The organism is Microbacterium sp. NIBRBAC000506063, from assembly GCF_017968845.1.
Lineage (GTDB): Bacteria > Actinomycetota > Actinomycetes > Actinomycetales > Microbacteriaceae > Microbacterium.
Window position 1 is genome coordinate 2493597 of the sequence record NZ_CP072876.1, and the last position, 19401, is coordinate 2512997.

Here is a 19401-nt window from a genome sequence, read left to right on the forward strand (position 1 = left end):
GTGTGCACGATGGTCAGGTGCTCGGCATCCGCCGACGGGATGAGGAAGCGGTACTCCAGGGAGCCGCTCTGCCCGGGGAGAGCAGCAACTGGGCGCTGACGGAGGGGTGACCGGCGTCGACGGCTGTCGTGATCTGTGCGGGGGCGCCGTTTTCGGACACGGCGCCGAAGAAGGCGCCGACCGGTGCCGCGACGGTGATCTTGGTGCCGATGTCGCCCGCGGGAACCCCGTAGTAGCCGCCTCCGGTGACGCTGACGGGAAGGCTCGCGACGGAAGGGTCTCCGTCGTGATGCAGCGTCACCGTCACGACGACCTCGCGGTGCGCGTCGTCGCGGCATGATCCGAGCGCGGCGGTGATCTCGGTGCGCAGCAGCCGTGCCATCTTGCCGCCGGTGCGGTCGTTGAAGTAGACGGCGAACGCACCGTCCCCGGCCGCGGCCTGACGTGCGGACGGACCGCCGAGCGTGCTCGAGGCGAGGACGGCCGCGGTGTCCGCATCCGCGCTCCAGACGGTCAGGCTGCCCGCGGCGGCCGGCTCCGCCAGAGCGCGCAGGAGGGCCATGGGCTCGACGTCCCCGGCGACGAGCTGATCGACGAGCGCGATCACCGCCGACTCGAAGAGGTCGGTCTGTTCGCCCGGATCGAGCGTTCGGTAGGGCTCGACCAGCAGCGTCTCGATCATGTTCTCGGCGGTGAGCGGTTCCTGCCCACCCAGCGGGATCGGACCGGTCACCGAGAGCAGGGCGCGGAGCACCGCGGGATCGACGGAGATGATCGTGTCAGGCGGGCTCCCGGTCAGATCGTCCCACCAGTGCGATACGAGAGCCGCGGTCGTCTCGAAGTCGGCCGCCATGGACGCGTTCTGCACGTAGCGGCCGAGGACGTTGCCATAGAGCGCCACGGTGCTCTCGGGCACGTCGAGGATCGGCTCTGCGAAGTGGGGGAAGATCGAGGAGTCGGCCTGCCGGGTCAGGGTGAGCGCGCCGGCATCCGCACGGAGCTCGGCGAAGGATCCGGAGATGCCGCCCCCGTGCGGAGCTCGGCCGTGTTCTGGAACATGATGAGAATGGTCTGAGGCTCATCGAGCCCGAGAACCGTGGGGATCACTTCGCTGGCCGCGGCTGCGCCGCTGATCATCGGCTGCAGCTCGCCGAGCGCGTCCTGCAGGGAACGGATGCCGCCGGCGACCGGAGAGAGAAGCGTCGTCGTGTCGATGCCGTGGATCGCGGCGGACGCGCTCTCGACGGTCGCCGTCGCCTCCACGAGATCGTCGGAGAACTCGCGGAGCAGCGCGACATCGACGATCGCGCCCTCGGACCTCTCCTGGAGACGCTGACCAAGGTCGCCGGCGAGCGGCACGATCGGTGCCAGCGCGTTCACCTGCGCGCCGGCGATGCGGATGGCCGCGAGGTCGTCGCCCAGCAGGGGAAGCGCCTCCGCGGCGCGCCAGAGCGGATCGGAGGTGAGCTCGGCGGCGCGGCGGCTGTGATCGGTGAACTCGGGGGCCAGCGCGAGGAGCGCATCCGCGTCGCCGCGGGCGGCGGCATCGCGCACGTCACCGGCGAGCGGGACGAGTGCCTCGAACTCGCCTTTGGCGAGCAGGGCGCGCGCTCCTACCCAGGCGACGGCAGCGACGAGCGCGAGGGCGACCCCGACGACGGCGAGCACGATCCAGCGGCGCGGGCGTCGCGCCGCTGGATCAACGACAGCCATTCAGGACCGCGTGGAACGGCGATGCGAGATCAGCAGAGCCGCACCGCCGAGGAGAGCGACGCCGCCGACGAGCACGATCGGCAGGATCGCGGCGTTGAGGCCGGTCGCAGCCAGTCCGTCTCCATCGACATCGCCGCCGGTGCTGCCGCTGAGCACCTCACCGGACGGGCCCGAAGCGCAGTTCGGCGTCGCGGGCGGGTACGACAGCGGTACCGACAGCGATGGGTTCACCTCGATCGTGGCGGTGATGCTTCCGCGCGTCCACGCGAAGTTCCCCGTGGTCTCGACCCAGGTGCCGTTCTCGAACACCCAGCCGGGCCAGCCGTTCGCCTCGCCGTTCGCGTCGATCGAGGCACCGGGCCAGAGGACGCGTCCGGAGAGGGCGCCGTCCTGCAGCGACCCCAGCGGGATCGTCGTGCTCTGGCCGCTGCCGCTGAGCACGAGGCTCACCGCGGCGTTCTCGGTTCCGGGCTCGGGATCGTTCAGGACCACGTCGAAGTTGATCCATGCGACATCGGCCTCACACACCCCGCTGGCCGTGGAACCCGCGAGCGTGGGCTCGCCGGGCGGCGGCGGAGTGTATCCCTCGTCGGTCTCTCCGAAAGCTGCGGTCGGTGCGCTCAACGCGAGCGCTGCTCCGAGCGCAAGCGCGGCAAAAACACTCTTCTTCATCTGTGCCTCCCCAATAGGCATTGACGCGAGCCAACTCCCCAGTTGCCCGCAAGTTCTCACTATACGCCGCCGAGGGCCTGCGCGGGGAGTGAATTTCACGCGCTTCGTCATACTCGGCCTGTTTCCGCTGGATCACCGGCTCGACGGTGCCCGGCGGGGTCCCAGCCGCATCCGATACGATCGGCAGCAGGAATGGGTCGGCCGGACGGTCGCGTTGCGGGTGACCGCACCGAGGAACGTCCGGGCTCCACAGGGCAGGGCGGTGGGTAACACCCACCCGGAGCAATCCGCGAGACAGTGCCACAGAGAGTAGACCGCCCCGGCGACGGGGTAAGGGTGAAAGGGTGGGGTAAGAGCCCACCAGGGCCGTGGTGACACGGCCCGCTCGGTAAACCTCGCCCGGAGCAAGGCCAGACAGAGGATGACGACGCTGCCCGCCGAGTCCTCGGGTAGGCCGCTGGAGCGGCACGGCAACGTGTCGCCGAGAGAGATGACCGTCGAAGGGGCGTACGCCCCGGAACAGAACCCGGCGTACAGGCCGGCCCATTCCCTCTCCGATGGAGCATGCTGCTCGCGTTCAGAGCACGTCGGCTGCGCGGTCTCGTCGCGAAGGGGCCGCGCGCCCGGAGAGGGCGTGGGATCAGTCCGCCGCGAGCGAGGCCGCGCCGATGATCCCGAGGAGTTCCGGTGGATCGCCGGGATGATCGGGGTGTTCAGCTTCAGCAGCGGCAGGAAGCTCTCGGGGTGCTTGGACACGCCGCCGCCGACGACGAAGAGGTCGGGCGAGAAGAGGAACTCCACATGGCTGTAGAAGACCTGCAGCCGCGCCGCCCAGTCCTCCCAGTCCAGTTCGTCGCGCTCCTTGGCCGAGTAGGCCGCCCAGCGCTCGATGGAGTCGCCGTCGTGGTCGAGGTGGCCGAGCTCCGTGTTGGGCACGAGCACGCCGTTGTAGAGGAAGGCGGAGCCGATCCCGGTGCCGAGCGTGGTCAGGATCGTCAGACCCTTCGCACCGCGGGCGGCACCGTGGCGCACCTCGGCGACGCCGGCGGCATCCGCGTCGTTGACGAAGTGGATGTTGCGCCCGAGGCCCTTCTCGAAGAACTTCTCCGCCTCGAAGCCGACCCACTTCTTGGAGATGTTCGCCGCGGAGAGGGTGCGTCCGTCCTTGACGATCGCGGGGAAGGCGACCCCGAGAGGAAGCGAGGACTCGGTGACCTCGAGCGTGTCGAGCACGCTGAGGACCGCGGCGAGCACGTCGTCGGGCGCGGCTCCCTTGGGTGTGGGGACCTTGATGCGGTCTGATTCCAGGGTGCCGCGGTCGAGATCGACGAGTCCTGCTTTGATCCCGGTACCGCCGATGTCGACGCCGATCGCATGTGCCATGTTCACAGCCTAGCCAAGAGCGGCGCGCCACTAGGATCGTGTCAGGCGCTCACGATCGGAGATGCGATGTCCAACGGCGAAGAGAAGTACTGGTACAACCTGGCCACGGGCGAGGTCGAGCGCGGCTTCGAGTCGCCGGCCATCGACCGTGCCGGCCCCTTCGACAGCGCGGAGGAGGCGGCGCGGGCACCGGAGATCCTGCGGGAGCGCTCGAAGGCCTGGGCCGAGGAAGAGGCCGCGGAAGACCAGTGGGGCAGTGCCGCGGGCGCTGCCGACGACGGAGAGTAGGGAATGGACAAGCAGCGGGATTTCGTCCTCCGGACGATCGAAGAACGAGGCGTGAAGTTCGTCCGCCTCTGGTTCACGGATGTCATCGGCACGCTCAAGTCGGTCGCGATCGCGCCGGCCGAGGTCGAAGGCGCCTTCGCCGAGGGGATCGGTTTCGACGGATCCGCGATCGAGGGCTTCACACGCGGCTTCGAATCGGATCTGCTCGCCCAGCCCGACCCCACGACGTTCCAGACCCTGCCGTGGCGCGGTGAGATCGATCCGACCGCACGGATGTTCTGCGACCTGACCACGCCGGACGGTCAACCGGCGGTCGGCGATCCGCGCAACGTGCTCAAACGCGCGCTGGCCAAGGCCGCGGATGCCGGATTCACCTTCTACACGCATCCGGAGATCGAGTTCTATCTGCTCAAGTCCTCGAAGTTCGGCCAGGACGGGCCCGAGCCCGTCGACTCGGCCGGCTACTTCGACAACGTGCCCGGCGGGACCGCGCACGACTTCCGGCGCCGTTCGGTGCGCATGCTCGAAGATCTGGGCATCTCGGTGGAGTTCAGCCATCACGAGGCCGGGCGCGGCCAGAACGAGATCGATCTGCGCTATGCGGACGCCCTCACCACGGCCGACAACATCATGACCTTCCGCACGGTCATCAAAGAGGTCGCGATCGAGCAGGGCGTCTACGCGACGTTCATGCCCAAGCCCTGAGCGATCAGCCCGGCAGCGGCATGCACACGCACATGTCGCTCTTCGAGGGCGACCAGAACGCCTTCTACGAAGAAGGGGCGAAGTACCAGCTCTCCAAGACCGGACGACACTTCATCGCCGGGCTTCTGCGGCACGCGAACGAGATCGCGGCCGTGACCAACCAGTTCGTCAACTCCTACAAGCGGCTCTGGGGCGGCGACGAGGCGCCGAGCTTCGTCACGTGGGGGCACACGAACCGTTCGGCTCTCGTGCGCGTGCCGATGTACAAGCCGAACAAGAGCCAGTCCTCGCGTGTCGAGTATCGCGGGCTCGACTCGGCCACCAACCCCTATCTCGCCTATGCGCTGCTGCTCGCGGCCGGGCTCAAGGGCATTCAGGAGCAGTACGAGCTCCCGCCCGAGGCCGAGGACAACGTCTGGTCGTTGACGGATGCGGAGCGGCGCGCCCTCGGCTACGGCTCGCTGCCGGCGAGCCTCGACCACGCGCTGGAGTACATGGAGAACTCCGAGCTCGTCGCCGAGACGCTCGGCGAGCAGGTGTTCAACTACGTGCTGCGCAACAAGCGCAAGGAGTGGGAGGGTACCGTGCGCAGGTTACCCCGTTCGAGCTGAAGAACAACCTCGAGATGCTCTAGCGGCGCGATGGCCCGCCCCGACGCTTCCTTCTCCCTCTCCGCCCTCGCAAGGCGGGGCTTCGCCGAACTCAGCGAAGCCTCCGCCATGCTCGACGAACTCGCCCAGCTCACGGGCGTGCCCCGCGATGAGCTGCTCGGCGATCTCGAAGCCGCCGATCCGGATGCGGCGCTGACCGGCCTCGTCCGCGTGGCGAGGCGCGATCCTAAGGCGCTGGGGGCGCTTCTGGGGAGGCGGAGACGCGCGGACGACTCTGGCAGGTGTTCGGCGCCTCGCCGGGACTCGCGGCCTTCTTCCTGCGGCATCCCGCCGAGATGTCGGTGCTGAGGACGGTCGGTCATGTGCTGCCGAGCGCCGAGACGCTGCGCGAACGCCTGCTCGGGGCGGTGGGCGCGGACGAGGGCTTCGCCGCATCCGGGAGGAATCCAGCTGGGATCTCCTGCGCGTCGCCTACCGCCGCTCGCTCGCAGAGATCGCCGCGATCGACATCGCCCTGCCCGATGCGGCGGCGTCGATCCGCGAGCTCACGGCCGCGCTGTCGGATGCCGCATCCGCCGCTCTCGAAGCATCCCTCGCGGTCGCACGCACGCGGGTCGCCGCCTCCGTCGGTCACGACGTCGTGGCCGCGACCCGGTTGGCGATCATCGGCATGGGAAAGGCCGGCGCGCGGGAGCTCAACTACGTCAGCGACGTGGACGTCATCTTCGTCGGCGGCACGAGCGACGAGTCGGTCGCCTCGGAGTCGCGCGCGATCGACATCGCCACCAAGCTCGCCCGTGAGACGATGCGCGGGCTGTCCGGCATGGCCGTGGAGCCTCCGCTCTGGGAGGTGGACGCCGCGCTGCGCCCCGAGGGCAAGCAGGGCGCGCTCGTGCGCTCGCTCGCCTCGCATGTGGCCTACTACGACCGCTGGGCCAGCAGCTGGGAGTTCCAGGCGCTGCTGAAGGCGCGGCCGATGGCCGGCGACGTCGGGCTCGGCGAGGAGTATGTCGCCGCGATCGTCCCCAAGGTCTGGACGAGCGCCGCCCGCGACGACTTCGTGGAGAGCGTGCAGAGGATGCGGCAGCGCGTCACCGATCACATCGATCCCGAGGATGCGCCGTACCAGATCAAGCTCGGCGAGGGCGGACTGCGCGACATCGAGTTCACCGTGCAGCTGCTGCAGCTCGTGCACGGGCTCACCGACGAATCGCTGCGCACCCGCGGCACGCTGGAGAGCCTGGACGCCCTCGTCACCGGCGGATACATCGGGCGGATGGATGCGGCCGCCTTCGCGCGTCACTACTCCCTGCTGCGTCTCATGGAGCACCGTCTGCAGCTGTGCGAGCTCTCGCGCACCCATCTGCTCCCGCGCACCGAGGAGGGGCTGCGCGTGCTCGGTCGGGCGACCGGCCATGCCGACAGCGCCCAGGGCATGAGCGAACTGTGGGAGCGCACCCGGCGCGAGGTGCGCGAGATCCACACGAAGGTGTTCTACCGGCCGCTGCTGGCGGCCGTCGCCGGTCTGCCGGAGGAGGAGCGGACGCTCTCGACCGATCAGGCCCGCGACCGTCTTGCGGCCATCGGCTTCCGCGACCCCGCAGGCGCCCTCGGGCACATCCGCGCCCTGACGAGCGGTCTGAGCCGGAAGGTCACGATCCAGCGGCACCTGATGCCCGTCATGGTGCGCTGGTTCGCCGACGGCGCCGACCCCGACTACGGTCTGCTGGCCTTCCGCCGGATCAGCGAGCGTCTGGGGGACACCCCTGGTTCCTCCGGGTGCTGCGGGATTCCGCCGGTGCGGCGGAGCGTCTGACGCGGCTGCTGTCCTCCTCGCGGTACATCGGCGAGCTCATGGAGTGGATCCCCGAGTCGGTGGCGTGGCTCGATGCCCCGGAAGCGCTGCGGCCTCGTGGCGCTGCGGCGCTCGATGAGGAGGCGCGGGCGATCCAGACCCGTCACGACGACGTGAAGGATGCGTCGAAGGCCGTGCGGGCGCTCCGGCGCAGGGAGCTGCTGCGCACGGCGATGGCCGGTGTTCTGGGCGTCCTGACGATCGAGGAGGTCGCCACGGCGCTCACCGAGATCACCGAGACGACCATCCAGGCGGCGCTGCGCGCGGTGCTGCGCGATGTCGTGCCGGCCGAGGACGACGCCCTCGACTTCGCCGTGATCGCCATGGGCCGCTTCGGCGGGTCGGAGCTGGGGTTCGGGTCGGATGCCGACATCCTCTTCGTCTTCGACGCCAACGGCGTCGACTCGCAGCGGGCGCAGACGCTCTCGGCCAAGGTTGTCGCGCAGCTGCGCGAGCATCTCACCGACAACCGGGTTCCGCTGGAGCTGGACGCCGGCCTGCGGCCCGAGGGGCGCAACGGCCCCATGGTGCGCTCACTGGACGCCTACACCGAGTACTACCGACGCTGGTCGCTCTCCTGGGAGGCGCAGGCGCTCTTGAGGGCGCGCGGTGTCGCGGGAAGCCACAAGCTCATCGACCGTTTCACGACGCTGGCCGACTCCGTGCGCTATCCGGCCGCGCTGACGGCGACCGAGCTGTCCGAGATCAAGAGGATCAAGGCGAGGGTCGAGGGCGAGCGGCTGCCGCAGGGCGCCGACCCGCGCCGTCACCTCAAGCTCGGTCCCGGCACGCTCAGCGACGTCGAGTGGCTCGTGCAGCTGTTCCAGCTGCAGCATGCGCATCGGATGCCGGGACTGCGCACGACGTCGACCCTCGGCGCCCTCGAGGCGGCGGTGGAAGGTGAACTGCTCACCGAGGAAGAGGCCCGTTTGCTGCGGGAGGCGTGGCTGCTCTCGAGTCGGCTCCGCTCGGCGATCACCATCCTCACCGGGCAGACCAGCGACACGTTGCCGGCCGACCGTCGCCTTCTTGACGGCATCGGCCGCATCCTCGGCTATCCGCCGCGTTCGGCGACCCAGGTCGACGAGGACTACCACGCGGTCACCCGGCGCTCCCGCCGGGTCTTCGAGAAGCTCTTCTACGGCTGACCGTCGTCACCCGGAGGGTCGGGCGTCGACCGGCACCGTCTGCGACATGTCGGTCCAGACCTCGGTCATCTCGATGATCCTGTTCCCGTCCAGCAGGACGAAGGTCGCGCAGGCGTAGTGCTCCAGCCCGTTCCCGCCGCGTCCGGTCACATGCGAACGGCAGGCGGCGCGATCGTCGGCGCCGAGGATCTCCTCCACGCGCAGCCGGTCGAATCCGGGGTACTCGGCGTTGAGTCGGATCCAGGCGGTGCGATCGAACTGCTCTCCGGTGTGGACATAGCGGCAGGAGAAGCCGGGGTGCAGATACTGTTCGAGGTCGCCCCAGCGGCGTTCGTCGATCGCCGTCATGAGTTTCGTCAGTACATCGGCGGCAGGCATGCATCCCAACCTACCGCCGAGGCCGGCGCCGGATCGCAGGAGGCGCCGCCGCATCCGAGGGACACGATGAGGCCCGCCCCGGAACCGGGACGGGCCTCATCGCTGCTGTGTGCGTCAGACTCCGTAGTACAGCTCGTACTCGAAGGGGTGCGGACGCTGCGCGATCGGCAGGATCTCGTTCTCGTACTTGTACTCGATCCAGGTCTCGATGAGCTCCTTGGTGAACACGCCGCCCTCGAGCAGGAAGTCGTGGTCCTCCTCGAGCGCCTTCAGCGAGTCCAGCAGCGAGTTCGGCACCTGGGGATGTTCTTGGCCTCCTCCGGGGGAAGCTCGTACAGGTCCTTGTCGATCGGCGCCAGCGGCTCGATGCGGTTCTTGATGCCGTCCAGGCCCGCCATGAGCTGCGCGGCGAAGGCGAGGTAGGGGTTGCCCGAGGCGTCCGGCGCGCGGAACTCGATGCGCTTGGCCTTGGGGTTGGAGCCCGTGATCGGGATACGGATGGCCGCCGAGCGGTTTCCGGCCGAGTAGACCAGGTTGACCGGCGCCTCGAAGTGCTTGACGAGACGGTGGTAGCTGTTCAGCGTCGGGTTGGTGAAGGCGAGCACGGCGTGTGCGTGCTTGAGCAGGCCGCCGATGTACCAGCGAGCGGTGTCGCTGAGCTGGCCGTAGCCGGCCTCGTCGTAGAAGAGCGGCTTGCCGTCGTTCCAGAGCGACTGGTGGGTGTGCATGCCCGAGCCGTTGTCGCCAAAGAGGGGCTTCGGCATGAAGGTGGCGGACTTGCCCCACTCCTCGGCGGTGTTCTTGACGATGTACTTGAACTTCAGGATGTCGTCGGCGGCGTGCACCATCGTGTCGAACTTGTAGTTGATCTCGCCCTGGCCTGCGGTGCCGACCTCGTGGTGCGAGCGCTCGACCTCGAGACCGGCGTCGATGAGCTTGAGCACGATGTCGTCGCGCAGGTCGGCGTGCTTGTCGACGGGGGAGACGGGGAAGTAGCCGCCCTTGAATGCGGTCTTGTTGCCGAGGTTTCCGCCCTCTTCCTTGCGGCCGGTGTTCCACGCGGCCTCGTCGGAGTCGACCTTGTAGAAGCTGTGACCGGCGGTGACGCTGTACCGCACCTCGTCGAAGATGTAGAACTCCGCCTCGGGAGCGAAGAAGGCCGTGTCGGCGATCCCGGTGGAGGCGAGGTACTTCTCGGCCTTCTTGGCGACCTGACGCGGGTCCTTGCCGTAGATCTCGCCGGTGCGGGGGTTGTAGATGTCGAAGACCATGATCAGCGTCTTCTCCGCGCGGAAGGGGTCCAAGTACGCGGTCGAGACGTCGGGGATCAGCTGCATGTCCGACTCGTGGATGCTCGCGAACCCACGGATCGAGGAGCCGTCGAAGAGCTGTCCATCCGTGAAGAAGGCCTCGTCGACAGCTGATGCCGGGATGTTGAAGTGCTGCTGCACGCCGGGCAGGTCGGTGAAGCGGATGTCGACGAACTTGACGTCGTTCTCCTTGATGTAGCTGAGGACCTCGGAGGAATCGCTGAACATTTTTTGGGCTCCTGAATCGGGAGAGGGCGGGCTGGAAGGCCACTCAGCACACTAGGGGGAGGGGTTTCCCCGGAGTGACCGCTATGTTTCGAACTTATTACACAGCCGTCGATAGGCTGGACACATGACGCGTGCCGAGAACAGCTATCCCGGAGAGCGCCTCGGTCTCCCCGAATCTGGTCCCGGCAGCATCGCCCACCTCGGGCGGCGCGTCATCGCCCTCATCCTGGACTACTCGGCGGCGACGATCCTCGCGGTCGCCTTCTTCGGCTACGACCCCTGGGCTCTTCCCGGTGAGGCCGGCTGGACGCACTTCGCGCCGATGCTCGTCTTCGCCGCGATGCAGATCGTGTTCATCCCCACGATCGGCGGCAGCCCCGGGCATCGGGTGCTCGGCATGCGGCTGATCCGCGCGGGAGGCGGATGGACGGGGCTCTGGCGACCGATCGTGCGCACCGCGCTCCTGCTGCTGGTGATCCCTGCCGTCGTCTGGGACGCCGATCATCGCGCTCTGCACGACAAGGCCGCAGGCACGGTCCTCGTCCGGGCCTGAGGCTCTATGCCCGGCCGCGGTTGCGGCGACGCGTGTGCTTCGGCGCCCTCCCGCCCACGAAGGATCTCGATGGGTCCACGAGGAAGCCCTGGCGGAGCGTCTGACGGCCGATCAGCATGCGGAAGCCCATCTCGTCGCGGTTGGTCAGGGTGACCTCCGCGGTCACGTCGTGGCCTGCCAGCCGCAGCGGCAGCAGCACGACGACGCGTCGCTGGGCGTGCCCGGAAGAACTGCGGACATCACGGCGATCATGCACCGGGCACTCGATCTCGGTGATGTCCTCGCGGCTCTCCTGCCAGGGGCGCACCTGGAAGCGCACCCACTCCTCGCCGTCCCGGGTGAACTCGACGATGTCGAAGGCGTGCAGGGAAGAGCTGCGGGCGCCCGTGTCGATCTTCGCCTTGATCCACTCGATGCTCGTTCCGGGCAGACTGACCCACTCGCGCCACCCGATCAGCGTGTTTGAATTGGAGGACCGACTCACCCCTTCATCCTGGCAGGAACCCCCGTGAAACTCGCCGTTCTCTCCCGTGCGCCGCAGTCCTACTCCACGCAGCGGCTTCGCGCGGCCGCGCTGCAGCGCGGCCACAGGGTGAAGGTGCTCAACACGCTGCGCTTCGCGATCGACCTGACCGCCGACGAACCCGACCTGCACTACCGTGGCAGGCAGCTCAGCGACTACGACGCGATCCTGCCCCGCATCGGCAGCTCGATCACCTACTTCGGCACGGCCGTGGTGCGTCAGTTCGAGCAGATGGACGTGTACACGCCGAACACCGCCAACGGGATCAGCAGCGCGCGGGACAAGCTGCGCGCGAATCAGATCCTCTCCCGGCACAACATCGCGATGCCGCCGACGGCGTTCGTGCGCAATCGTGCCGATGTGCGGCCGGCGATCGAGCGGGTCGGGGGCGCCCCCGTCGTCATCAAGCTTCTGGAGGGTACTCAGGGGATCGGTGTGATCCTGGCGCCGCAGGTGAAGGTCGCCGAGGCCATCATCGAGACCCTGCACTCCACGAACCAGAACGTCCTCATCCAGAAGTTCATCGCCGAGAGCCGCGGGCGCGACATCCGCGCGCTCGTCGTCGGCGACCGCGTCGTGGCGGCGATGCGTCGCGTCGCGGCGGGCGACGAGTTCCGCTCCAATGTCCACCGCGGCGGCACGGTCGAGCCGGTCGAGCTCGACCCCGTCTACGAGCAGACGGCCGTGCGCTCCGCCCAGATCATGGGACTGCGCGTCGCCGGCGTCGACATGCTCGAGGGCGAGGACGGCCCCCTGGTCATGGAGGTCAACTCCTCACCGGGGCTGCAGGGCATCGAGACGGCGACGAAGCTGGATGCAGCGGGAGCCATCATCGACTACATCGCCAATCAGGTGGGATTCCCGGAGATCGACGTGCGTCAGCGCCTGACCGTCTCCACCGGCTACGGCGTCGCGGAGCTGCTCGTGCACTCGGACGCCGACCTGGTCGGCAAGACGCTGGGGGAGTCGGGCCTGTGGGAGCGCGACATCACGGTGCTGACTCTGCATCGGGGCGTGCAGGTCATCCCGAACCCCCGAAAGAACGTCGTCCTCGAAGCCGAGGATCGGCTGCTGTGCTTCGGCAAGCTCGAGGAGATGCGCTCGATGATCCCCGAGAGGCGCCGTCGCCGAGCGCGGGTGCGCCGGCTGCCGAAGCAGCCGTTGGCCGAGTAGAGCGCCGAGCCGGAGTCAGCGCGGGCGGGGCGCGCGCATCTTCGTCGGGTCGATCCCCTTCGGGATCGGCAGCGACGCGAGCGACTGCGAGACGGAGTCGACGCGGCGGATGACCGCGGCCATCGTCGCCTTGTCGAGCGCCTTCGGAAGCTTCTTGATCGTCTTGGAGAGCTGGGAGATGTGCACGTCGTCGTCGCCGTCGCCGACGTAGAGGACCGTCACGGGCACGCCGTGGGCGACGCGCTGCGCCTTGGAGCGCTCTTCGTTGACGAGACGGGTCAGACGACCTCGGGCGCCCTCTCCGACGATGACGATGCCGCCTCGGCCGATCGCGCGGTAGACCGCCTCCTGGGTCTTCGGGTTGATCCCGACGGGCATCTCAGAGGCCTGCCACCTGCGACCGAGGCTCGTGGAGACGACGTGTCCGGCGGCACCGGGCATGCCGTCGAGCTTCTTGTACATGACCTTGGTCGACAGACGCGTCATGAGGAACAGCGCGGCCAGGAGGCCCACCATGAGGCCGGTGATGCCCCACAGCAGCAGGTTCCACCAGCGCAGCGGCGGGATCAGGTAGCCGACGACGAGGCCGAGACCGATGCCGAGCAGCACGAAGGCGGCCTGCATCCACGGCATCCAGGTGTAGACCTCGCGCGTGAACCGGAAGAGGGACTTGATCTGCGAGAAGAAGCCGGGACGCTTCTCTGGTTCGGGTGCGCGCTTTGCCATGCATCAAGGATACCGAGTCAGATCGGATGCCGAGTCCGGGCTCTTCTCCACAAGAAGGGTTTTCCTCTCATCCGTCCACAATCGCCCGGATCCCGCCCCATCGACGCTCGGCTTCGCGTGGGATGAGGAGCATGACTGCATCCACCGCCATCTGGATTCGCTCCCATCGCGTGATCCGACGTCTGCCGGTCGGTGAAGGGCCGTTCGCAGGGACGCTCGTCACCGACGGGGACGGCGTCGCCGTCGCCGTGCCCTCGGACTGCCCCGCGGCCTCGTCCTCGTGGCGCTGGGCAGGAGCGGAGCACATCGCCGCACCGCACGACATCGCCCTGGCGGAGCACGGCGGCGAGGTGCTTCTGCCGTGGTGCAGCGAACCCGTCGGCACCTTCCTCGCGCGGCGTGCCGCCGCATCCGAACCTCTTGCCCCGGGCGAGATCGGCACACTCGTCGTCAGCATGCTGCGGGGCCTTGCCGAGCTGGGCGCGGACGCGGCATCCACGTCCGGGCGATGGTGGCTCACTCATGAGGTGCGGCCGGTTCTCGTGATCGAGGAGGGGCAGCGCGCGACCGAGGCCATGGCCGAGGTGATCACCCGGATCGTCGAGATGGCCTCGGACCGGCGGCTGTCCCGGGTGCTGAACGATCTCGTCACGGCGCTGGAGCATCCGCGAACCCTGGCCCGCGAGGGGGAGCGCTGGGAGGCGGAGGTGCTCGAGTGCGCCGCGCCGCGCCCGCTCCGGACCGACGTGTACGCCCCTGCGGTGGTCCGCGGACTGGATCGGCCGCGGGATCGCCGCGGCGAGACCTCGGTCGGCGGAAGCGATCGGATGCCGTGGAAGGACGCCCTTCTCGCGCGGACGGACTCCCTGCGCATGCGGCTTCGCGCGGTTGCGGCGCGGATGCCGGTCGGCGAGCGTTCCGCGGGCTCACCGCGCTCCCGACGGCCGCTCGTCGTCGCCGCCGTGGCCGCGACGGCGGTGATCATCGGGGGCCTGTTCTGGCCGGGATCCGGAGAGGAGCCTTCGGCGGTCGCGCGAGAGGTCTCTGCCGCCGACGCCCCGTTGCTGCCCGCCGAGGAGGCGCCGGAGGCCGTCGCCCCTGCGGAGGTGCTGGCCGACGCGGCGGACCCGCTGGGGGCGTTGCCGCTGCTGCTGGATGCGATCGTGGGATGCGCTCAGCGTGCGGTCGAGGAGTGTCCGGAGGCCGTGGCCGAAGGCTCCTCGGTGCCGATCGACGCGGTCGCCGAGCGGGCCGTCGCACGAGAGGTGTCGACGCTCGTCGAGGACTACGGGGACGTCGCGGCGCTGCGATTCTCCACGACCGACGACGAGCCGGATCTCATCGTCGTGGTCTCCCGCAGAAACGACATCTGGCTGGTCCGGGACGTCTACGACGCCCTGGACCAGCCAGAGTGAGGGTGATGCGGCTCAGACGCCCAGCTGACCGGCGAAGTCGGCCGCCTGCAGGCGGGCCTTGACCGCGCCGAGGAAGCGGGCGGCATCCGCTCCGTCGATGATCCGGTGATCGTAGGAGATCGCCAGGTACACGTAGGAGCGCACGGCGAAGGCATCGACGCCGTCGACGCTCACGACACCCGGGCGCTTGACGACCGTGCCGGTGCCGAGGATCGCCGACTGCGGCTGGAAGACCAGCGGCGTGTCGAAGAGTGCCCCGCGGGAACCCGTGTTGGTGACCGTGAACGTTCCGCCGGCGAGCTCGTCGGGCTTGAGCTTGTTTTCGCGCGTGCGCGCCGCGAGATCAGCGATCTCGTGAGCGATCTGGGCGAGGTTCTTCGTGGCGGCATCACGCAGCACCGGGGTGAGCAGGCCGCGCTCGGTGTCGACCGCGATCGAGATGTTCTCGGTGTCGGGGTAGACGATCTTGTCGCCGTCGACCGTGGCGTTGATGATCGGGAACGCCTGCAGCGCTTCCGCGGCGGCGAGCGTGAAGAACGGCAGGAACGACAGCTTGTCACCGGTCTTCTGCTGGAACTCGGCCTTCACGCGGTCGCGGTAGGCGGAAAGCGCCGTGACGTCGACCTCGACGACCGTCGTGAGCTGCGCGGTCTGCTGCAGCGATGCGACGGCACGTTCGGCGACCACCTTGCGCAGGCGCGACATCGGCTGCGTCGTGCCGCGCAGGGGCGAGACCTCCAGAGGAGCGGGCGCTGCGGGAGCCGCGGCGGCCGGTGCGGCCCCCACGCCTTCTGCCGCCTTGAGGACGTCTTCCTTGCGGATGCGTCCGCCGACACCGGTGCCGGACACGGTGGTCAGGTCGACGCCCTGCTGGGCGGCGAGGCGGCGCACGAGCGGCGTGACGTAGAGGTTGTCGCTCTCGGTCGGCAGGCTCAGCTTCGGAGCCGCGGGTGCGGCAGGGGCTGGAGCGGCTGCCGGCTCTGCGGCCTGGGCGGGCGCGCTCTCCTCGGCTTCCGCCGCGGGCGACGGCTCGGCGGCTGCCGGCGCCTCCGCGGCAGGAGCGGCCTCTGCGGCCGGTGCGGCAGGCTCCGCGGGTGCGGCAGGAGCGGCGCCGGCGGCACCGACACGGGCCAGCACGGCGCCGACCTCGACGGTCTCGTCCTCGGAGACCAGGATCTCCTGGATGACGCCGGCCACGGGCGAGGGGATCTCGGTGTCGACCTTGTCGGTGGAGATCTCCAGCAGCGCCTCGTCGACGGCGATCTCGTCGCCGACCTGCTTGAGCCAGCGGGTGACCGTGCCCTCGGTGACGCTCTCGCCGAGCTCGGGGAGGGTGATGTCGGTCGCGTCGCCGCCACCGGAGGCCGGTGCGGCCGCGGGCTGCTCTGCGGCAGGCTCCGGCGCGGGGGCTGCCTCGGGCTCTGCGGCCGGTGCGGTCTCGGCGGGCGCGGCCTCGGCCTCAGCAGGTGCAGCGTCGGCAGCAGGCGCGGCATCCGATGATCCGCTGCCGTCGCCGATGCGCGCGAGGATCGCGCCGACCTCGACGGTCTCGTCTTCGGCGACGACGATCTCCTCGAGCACGCCCGAGATGGGCGAGGGTATTTCGGTGTCGACCTTGTCGGTGGAGATCTCCAGCAGACCCTCGTCTGCCTGGACGGTCTCGCCGACCTGCTTGAGCCAGCGGGTGACCGTACCCTCTGTGACGCTCTCACCGAGAGCCGGGAGGACCACGGGTGTGCTCATGTCGGAGTCTCCTTCAGGAAGTTTTGTGACGTGTTCAGCTTAGTGACCAGAATGGCGGCACGCATTCACAGCGCGTGCAGAGGTTTGCCCGCGAGGGCGAGGAAAGCCTCACCCAGGGCTTCGCTCTGGGTGGGGTGTGCGTGGATGAGGGGGCGATGTCTTCGGGGTGCGCCTCCCAGCTGACGGCGAGCTGACCCTCGGTGATCAGCTCACCCACGCGGTCGCCCAGCAGATGCACGCCCAGGACGGGGCCGTCCTTCTTGCGCACGACCTTCACGAGCCCGCCCGTGCCGATGATCTCGCTCTTGCCGTTGCCGGCGAGGTTGTAATCGTAGGAGACGATCGCGTCGGCGCCGTGCTCTGCCGCCGCCTGCTCCTCGGTGACGCCGACGGAGGCGACCTCCGGGCTGGAGTAGGTGACCCGGGGATCTGGCTCTCGGGCACGCTCACCGGTTCCAGCCCGCGATGCGCTCCGCGACGGCGATGCCCTGGAGGAAGCCGCGGTGGGCGAGCTGGAGCCCGGGGGTGATGTCGCCCACGGCCCAGACGTGCTCCACAGAGGTGCGCAGGTCCTCGTCGACGACGACGAAGCCGCGGTCGGTCGTGACGCCGGCCTCTTCGAAGCCGAGCCCTGCCGTGGCCGGCCCGCGGCCGACGGCCACGAGAAGGTAGTCGCCGGTGAACTCGGTGCCGTCGTCGAGCGTGACGGTGACGCCGTTCTCGTCCTGCGTGGCGGTGCTCAGCGGCTTGCCCAGCGAGTAGGTGATGCCGCGGCGGCGGAAGGCGCGCTCCAGGCCCTTGCTGAGGGCGACATCCTCATTGGGGACCAGATCGGGGAGCGCCTCGATGATCGTGACCTCGGCGCCGAAGGAGTGCCAGACGCTGGCGAACTCGACGCCGATCACTCCGCCGCCGAGGATGAGCACGCGCCCGGGATCTCGTCGAGCGCGAGGGCCTCCTCGCTGGTGAGGAAGCGGCCGCCGATCTCGATGCCGGGGATCGTGCGGCTGTACGAACCGGTCGCGAGAACGACGTCCTTGCCGACGTAGACGTCGTCACCGACGACGACACGGCGCTCCGCGTCCAGGCGGCCTTCGCCGGCGACGGTCGTGATGCCGCGGGCCTTGATGAGGCCCTCGAGACCCTTGAACTTCTTCGCGACGATGCCCTCGCGGTAGCTGCGCACTCCGGCGGCATCGATGCCCTGGAGGGTCGCGGTGACGCCGACGGATGCGGCGGTGCGCACGTTCTCGGCGATCTCGGCCGCATGCAGCAGCGCCTTGGTCGGGATGCACCCGCGGTGGAGGCAGGTGCCGCCCACCTTGTCCTTCTCGATCAGCGCGACGCTCTTGCCGAGCTCCGCGGCGCGAAGGGCTGCGGCATAGCCGCCGCTGCCCCGCCCAGGACGACGAGGTCGAATTCGTGCGTGGTCATCATGCCTCCGTGGTCGATGCTTCGGCGAACGCGATGATCGATCGGACCATCGCGCCGGTCGCGCCCTTGTCGGTGAAGCCGTAGGGGCGCCCTTGTGGTTGCCGACCCCGGCGATGTCGAGGTGCACCCAGGGGATGCGTGCGGCGTCGTCGCCCTCACCGGTGCGGCCGATGAAGTGGCGCAGGAAGAGCCCGGCGAACAGCGAACCGCCGGCGGGGTCGCCGACCTTGGCGTTCACGAGATCGGCGATGGGGACTCGAGCTCGTCCACCATGTGCTCGGGGAGCGGAAGGTGCCAGGCGAGCTCATCGGCGGACTCCGCGGCGGCGAGGAACTCGGCGACGGCGTCGTCCTCGCCCATGACGCCGACGTGGCGTGTGCCGAGGGCGACGGTGATCGCGCCGGTGAGCGTGGCGACGTCGATGATGACGTCCGGGTTCTCGCGGCTCGCCGCGGCGAGGCCGTCGCCCAGGACAAGGCGGCCCTCGGCATCCGTGTTCAGCACTTCGACGGTCGTGCCGTCGAGGAGCCGCAGCACGTCGCCCGGGCGCGTGGCGCGGCCGGAGGGCATGTTGTCGGCGATGCAGAGCCACGCGGTCACGCGCACGGGCAGGCGCAGGCTCGCGATCGCGCGGAACGCGGCGAGGCTCGTCGCGGCACCGCACATGTCGTACTTCATGCCGACCATGCTGCCCGCCGGCTTGAGAGAGAGACCGCCGGTGTCGAAGGTGATGCCCTTGCCGACGAGCGCGATGTGCCGGTTCGCCTGCTCGGGCGCGTAGTCGAGGCGGACGAGCCGCGGCGGGCGGTCGGACCCCTGTCCGACGCCCAGGATGCCACCGTAGCCCTCCTCGGCGAGGGCCTTCTCGTCGAGGATCGTGACGGAGACGTCGAGTCCTTCCACGCTCTCCTCGGCGCGCGTGGCGAGGTCGTTCGGTCCGAGCCACTCGGCGGGGGTCGAGACGAGGTCCTTCACGAGCGCGACGGCGTCGCCGACGGTCTGCGCCCGGGCGATCTCCGCGTCGCCGAGTGCGTCGGCGTGCAGCAGCACGGCGCTCGCGCGCGGGCGAGCGGGGTCGCTGCGGTAGCCGTCGAAGCGGTAGCCGCCGAGGACGGCGCCTTCGGCGGCGGCGGTGGCGTACTCCTCGAGCCCGGCGGAGAGGCCGACCGAGACCGTCTCGAAACCGGTGAGCGAGCGGATGCCGGCACCGACCGCTTCGCGCACGGCGGCGGCCGACGGCGTCTTGCCGACACCCACGACCGCGAGCGGCACCTTCGTGACCTCGGGCGCGTGCACCCGGGCGAAAGCGGACGCCCCACCGGTGAAGCCGATGGCTCCGAGTGTCTCGGAGAGGCCGGGATAGGCGGAGACCGCGTCGGGGAAGGACTCGAGGTCGGCCAGTACCAGCAGGGCGGCATCGGCCTGGGTGTCGATGAACGGGTGGTCAGCGCGAGACAACGCAGGAAGCGACATGCTTCCATCCTAGGTTTCCCTCGCCGGAGTCGGCGCCGTGGGCGGGGCGGGTGTTCGCTGACAGCGAGGG

General features: G+C 69.4%; 11 protein-coding genes, 1 other RNA gene and 6 pseudogenes. 7 read left to right on the forward strand and 11 right to left on the reverse strand.

Features of this window, described 5'->3' with window-relative positions; genetic code table 11:
- Positions 1–13: 13 nt before the first annotated feature.
- The 3 genes from KAE78_RS14080 to KAE78_RS14090 are packed head-to-tail and all read right to left on the reverse strand — an operon-like array spanning position 14 to position 2385.
- A complete protein-coding gene (locus tag KAE78_RS14080; protein ID WP_223172507.1) occupies positions 14–1021 on the reverse strand; it encodes a DUF4012 domain-containing protein in 1008 nt (335 codons plus the stop codon).
- Positions 970–1713 (reverse strand): hypothetical protein, encoded by a 744-nt coding sequence (locus KAE78_RS14085; RefSeq protein WP_223171253.1) that lies wholly within the window; start codon positions 1711–1713, stop codon positions 970–972. The genes KAE78_RS14080 and KAE78_RS14085 overlap by 52 nt, the downstream gene beginning before the upstream one ends.
- Positions 1714–2385, reverse strand: a complete 672-nt coding sequence (locus tag KAE78_RS14090; protein WP_223171254.1) for a cell wall protein — start codon at positions 2383–2385, stop codon at positions 1714–1716. It abuts the gene before it with no gap.
- 193 nt (positions 2386–2578) lie between these two features.
- On the opposite strand from KAE78_RS14090, the gene rnpB reads away from it, so the two are divergent.
- Positions 2579–2935, forward strand: an RNA gene (gene rnpB, locus KAE78_RS14095) — RNase P RNA component class A.
- Positions 2936–3117: 182 nt separating this feature from the next.
- Here rnpB and ppgK read toward each other — a convergent pair.
- Positions 3118–3768, reverse strand: a pseudogene (gene ppgK / locus KAE78_RS19960) (polyphosphate--glucose phosphotransferase); the annotation flags it as partial.
- A gap of 66 nt (positions 3769–3834) precedes the next feature.
- Here ppgK and KAE78_RS14105 point away from each other — a divergent pair.
- The 3 genes and pseudogenes from KAE78_RS14105 (at position 3835) to KAE78_RS14115 (ending at position 8375) form a co-directional block, all read left to right on the forward strand.
- A complete protein-coding gene (locus tag KAE78_RS14105) occupies positions 3835–4056 on the forward strand; it encodes an SPOR domain-containing protein (RefSeq protein WP_223171255.1) in 222 nt (73 codons plus the stop codon).
- A gap of 3 nt (positions 4057–4059) precedes the next feature.
- Positions 4060–5395, forward strand: a pseudogene (gene glnA / locus KAE78_RS14110) (type I glutamate--ammonia ligase).
- Between the two features lie 7 nt (positions 5396–5402).
- Positions 5403–8375 (forward strand): annotated as a pseudogene (locus KAE78_RS14115) (bifunctional [glutamine synthetase] adenylyltransferase/[glutamine synthetase]-adenylyl-L-tyrosine phosphorylase).
- A gap of 6 nt (positions 8376–8381) precedes the next feature.
- Here KAE78_RS14115 and KAE78_RS14120 read toward each other — a convergent pair.
- Both KAE78_RS14120 and glnA (KAE78_RS14125) read right to left on the reverse strand, forming a co-directional pair.
- Positions 8382–8753 carry a hypothetical protein gene (locus KAE78_RS14120; protein WP_223171256.1) on the reverse strand — a complete coding sequence of 124 codons (372 nt, stop codon included), beginning with the start codon at positions 8751–8753 and terminating at the stop codon, positions 8382–8384.
- A gap of 114 nt (positions 8754–8867) precedes the next feature.
- Positions 8868–10291 (reverse strand): annotated as a pseudogene (gene glnA / locus KAE78_RS14125) (type I glutamate--ammonia ligase).
- Positions 10292–10415: 124 nt separating this feature from the next.
- Here glnA (KAE78_RS14125) and KAE78_RS14130 point away from each other — a divergent pair.
- Positions 10416–10844: an RDD family protein gene (locus tag KAE78_RS14130; protein ID WP_223171257.1), complete on the forward strand. Its 429-nt coding sequence runs from the start codon at positions 10416–10418 to the stop codon at positions 10842–10844.
- Between the two features lie 4 nt (positions 10845–10848).
- Here the strand turns inward: KAE78_RS14130 and KAE78_RS14135 are convergent, their stop codons facing one another.
- Entirely contained in the window at positions 10849–11328 is a 480-nt protein-coding gene (locus tag KAE78_RS14135) for an ATP-dependent zinc protease (RefSeq protein ID WP_223171258.1), read from the reverse strand.
- A gap of 24 nt (positions 11329–11352) precedes the next feature.
- Here KAE78_RS14135 and KAE78_RS14140 point away from each other — a divergent pair, with 24 nt between their 5' ends.
- On the forward strand, positions 11353–12540 hold the full coding sequence (locus tag KAE78_RS14140) for a RimK family alpha-L-glutamate ligase (protein ID WP_223171259.1): 1188 nt from the start codon (positions 11353–11355) through the stop codon (positions 12538–12540).
- Between the two features lie 15 nt (positions 12541–12555).
- Here KAE78_RS14140 and KAE78_RS14145 read toward each other — a convergent pair whose 3' ends face one another.
- The gene (locus KAE78_RS14145) at positions 12556–13266 is read right to left on the reverse strand and encodes a DUF4191 domain-containing protein (protein WP_223171260.1); all 711 of its coding nucleotides are present in this window, start codon (positions 13264–13266) and stop codon (positions 12556–12558) included.
- 131 nt (positions 13267–13397) lie between these two features.
- On the opposite strand from KAE78_RS14145, the gene KAE78_RS14150 reads away from it, so the two are divergent.
- Positions 13398–14681 carry a hypothetical protein gene (locus KAE78_RS14150; RefSeq protein ID WP_223171261.1) on the forward strand — a complete coding sequence of 428 codons (1284 nt, stop codon included), beginning with the start codon at positions 13398–13400 and terminating at the stop codon, positions 14679–14681.
- Between the two features lie 12 nt (positions 14682–14693).
- Here the strand turns inward: KAE78_RS14150 and sucB are convergent, their stop codons facing one another.
- The 3 genes and pseudogenes from sucB to KAE78_RS14165 all read right to left on the reverse strand — a co-directional run bounded on the left by sucB (position 14694) and on the right by KAE78_RS14165 (position 19331).
- On the reverse strand, positions 14694–16424 hold the full coding sequence (sucB, locus tag KAE78_RS14155) for a 2-oxoglutarate dehydrogenase, E2 component, dihydrolipoamide succinyltransferase (protein ID WP_223171262.1): 1731 nt from the start codon (positions 16422–16424) through the stop codon (positions 14694–14696).
- Positions 16425–16489: 65 nt separating this feature from the next.
- Positions 16490–17858, reverse strand: a pseudogene (lpdA, locus tag KAE78_RS14160) (dihydrolipoyl dehydrogenase).
- A pseudogene (locus tag KAE78_RS14165) lies at positions 17858–19331 on the reverse strand (leucyl aminopeptidase). Before KAE78_RS14165 ends, lpdA begins: the two co-directional pseudogenes overlap by 1 nt.
- Positions 19332–19401 lie beyond the last annotated feature (70 nt).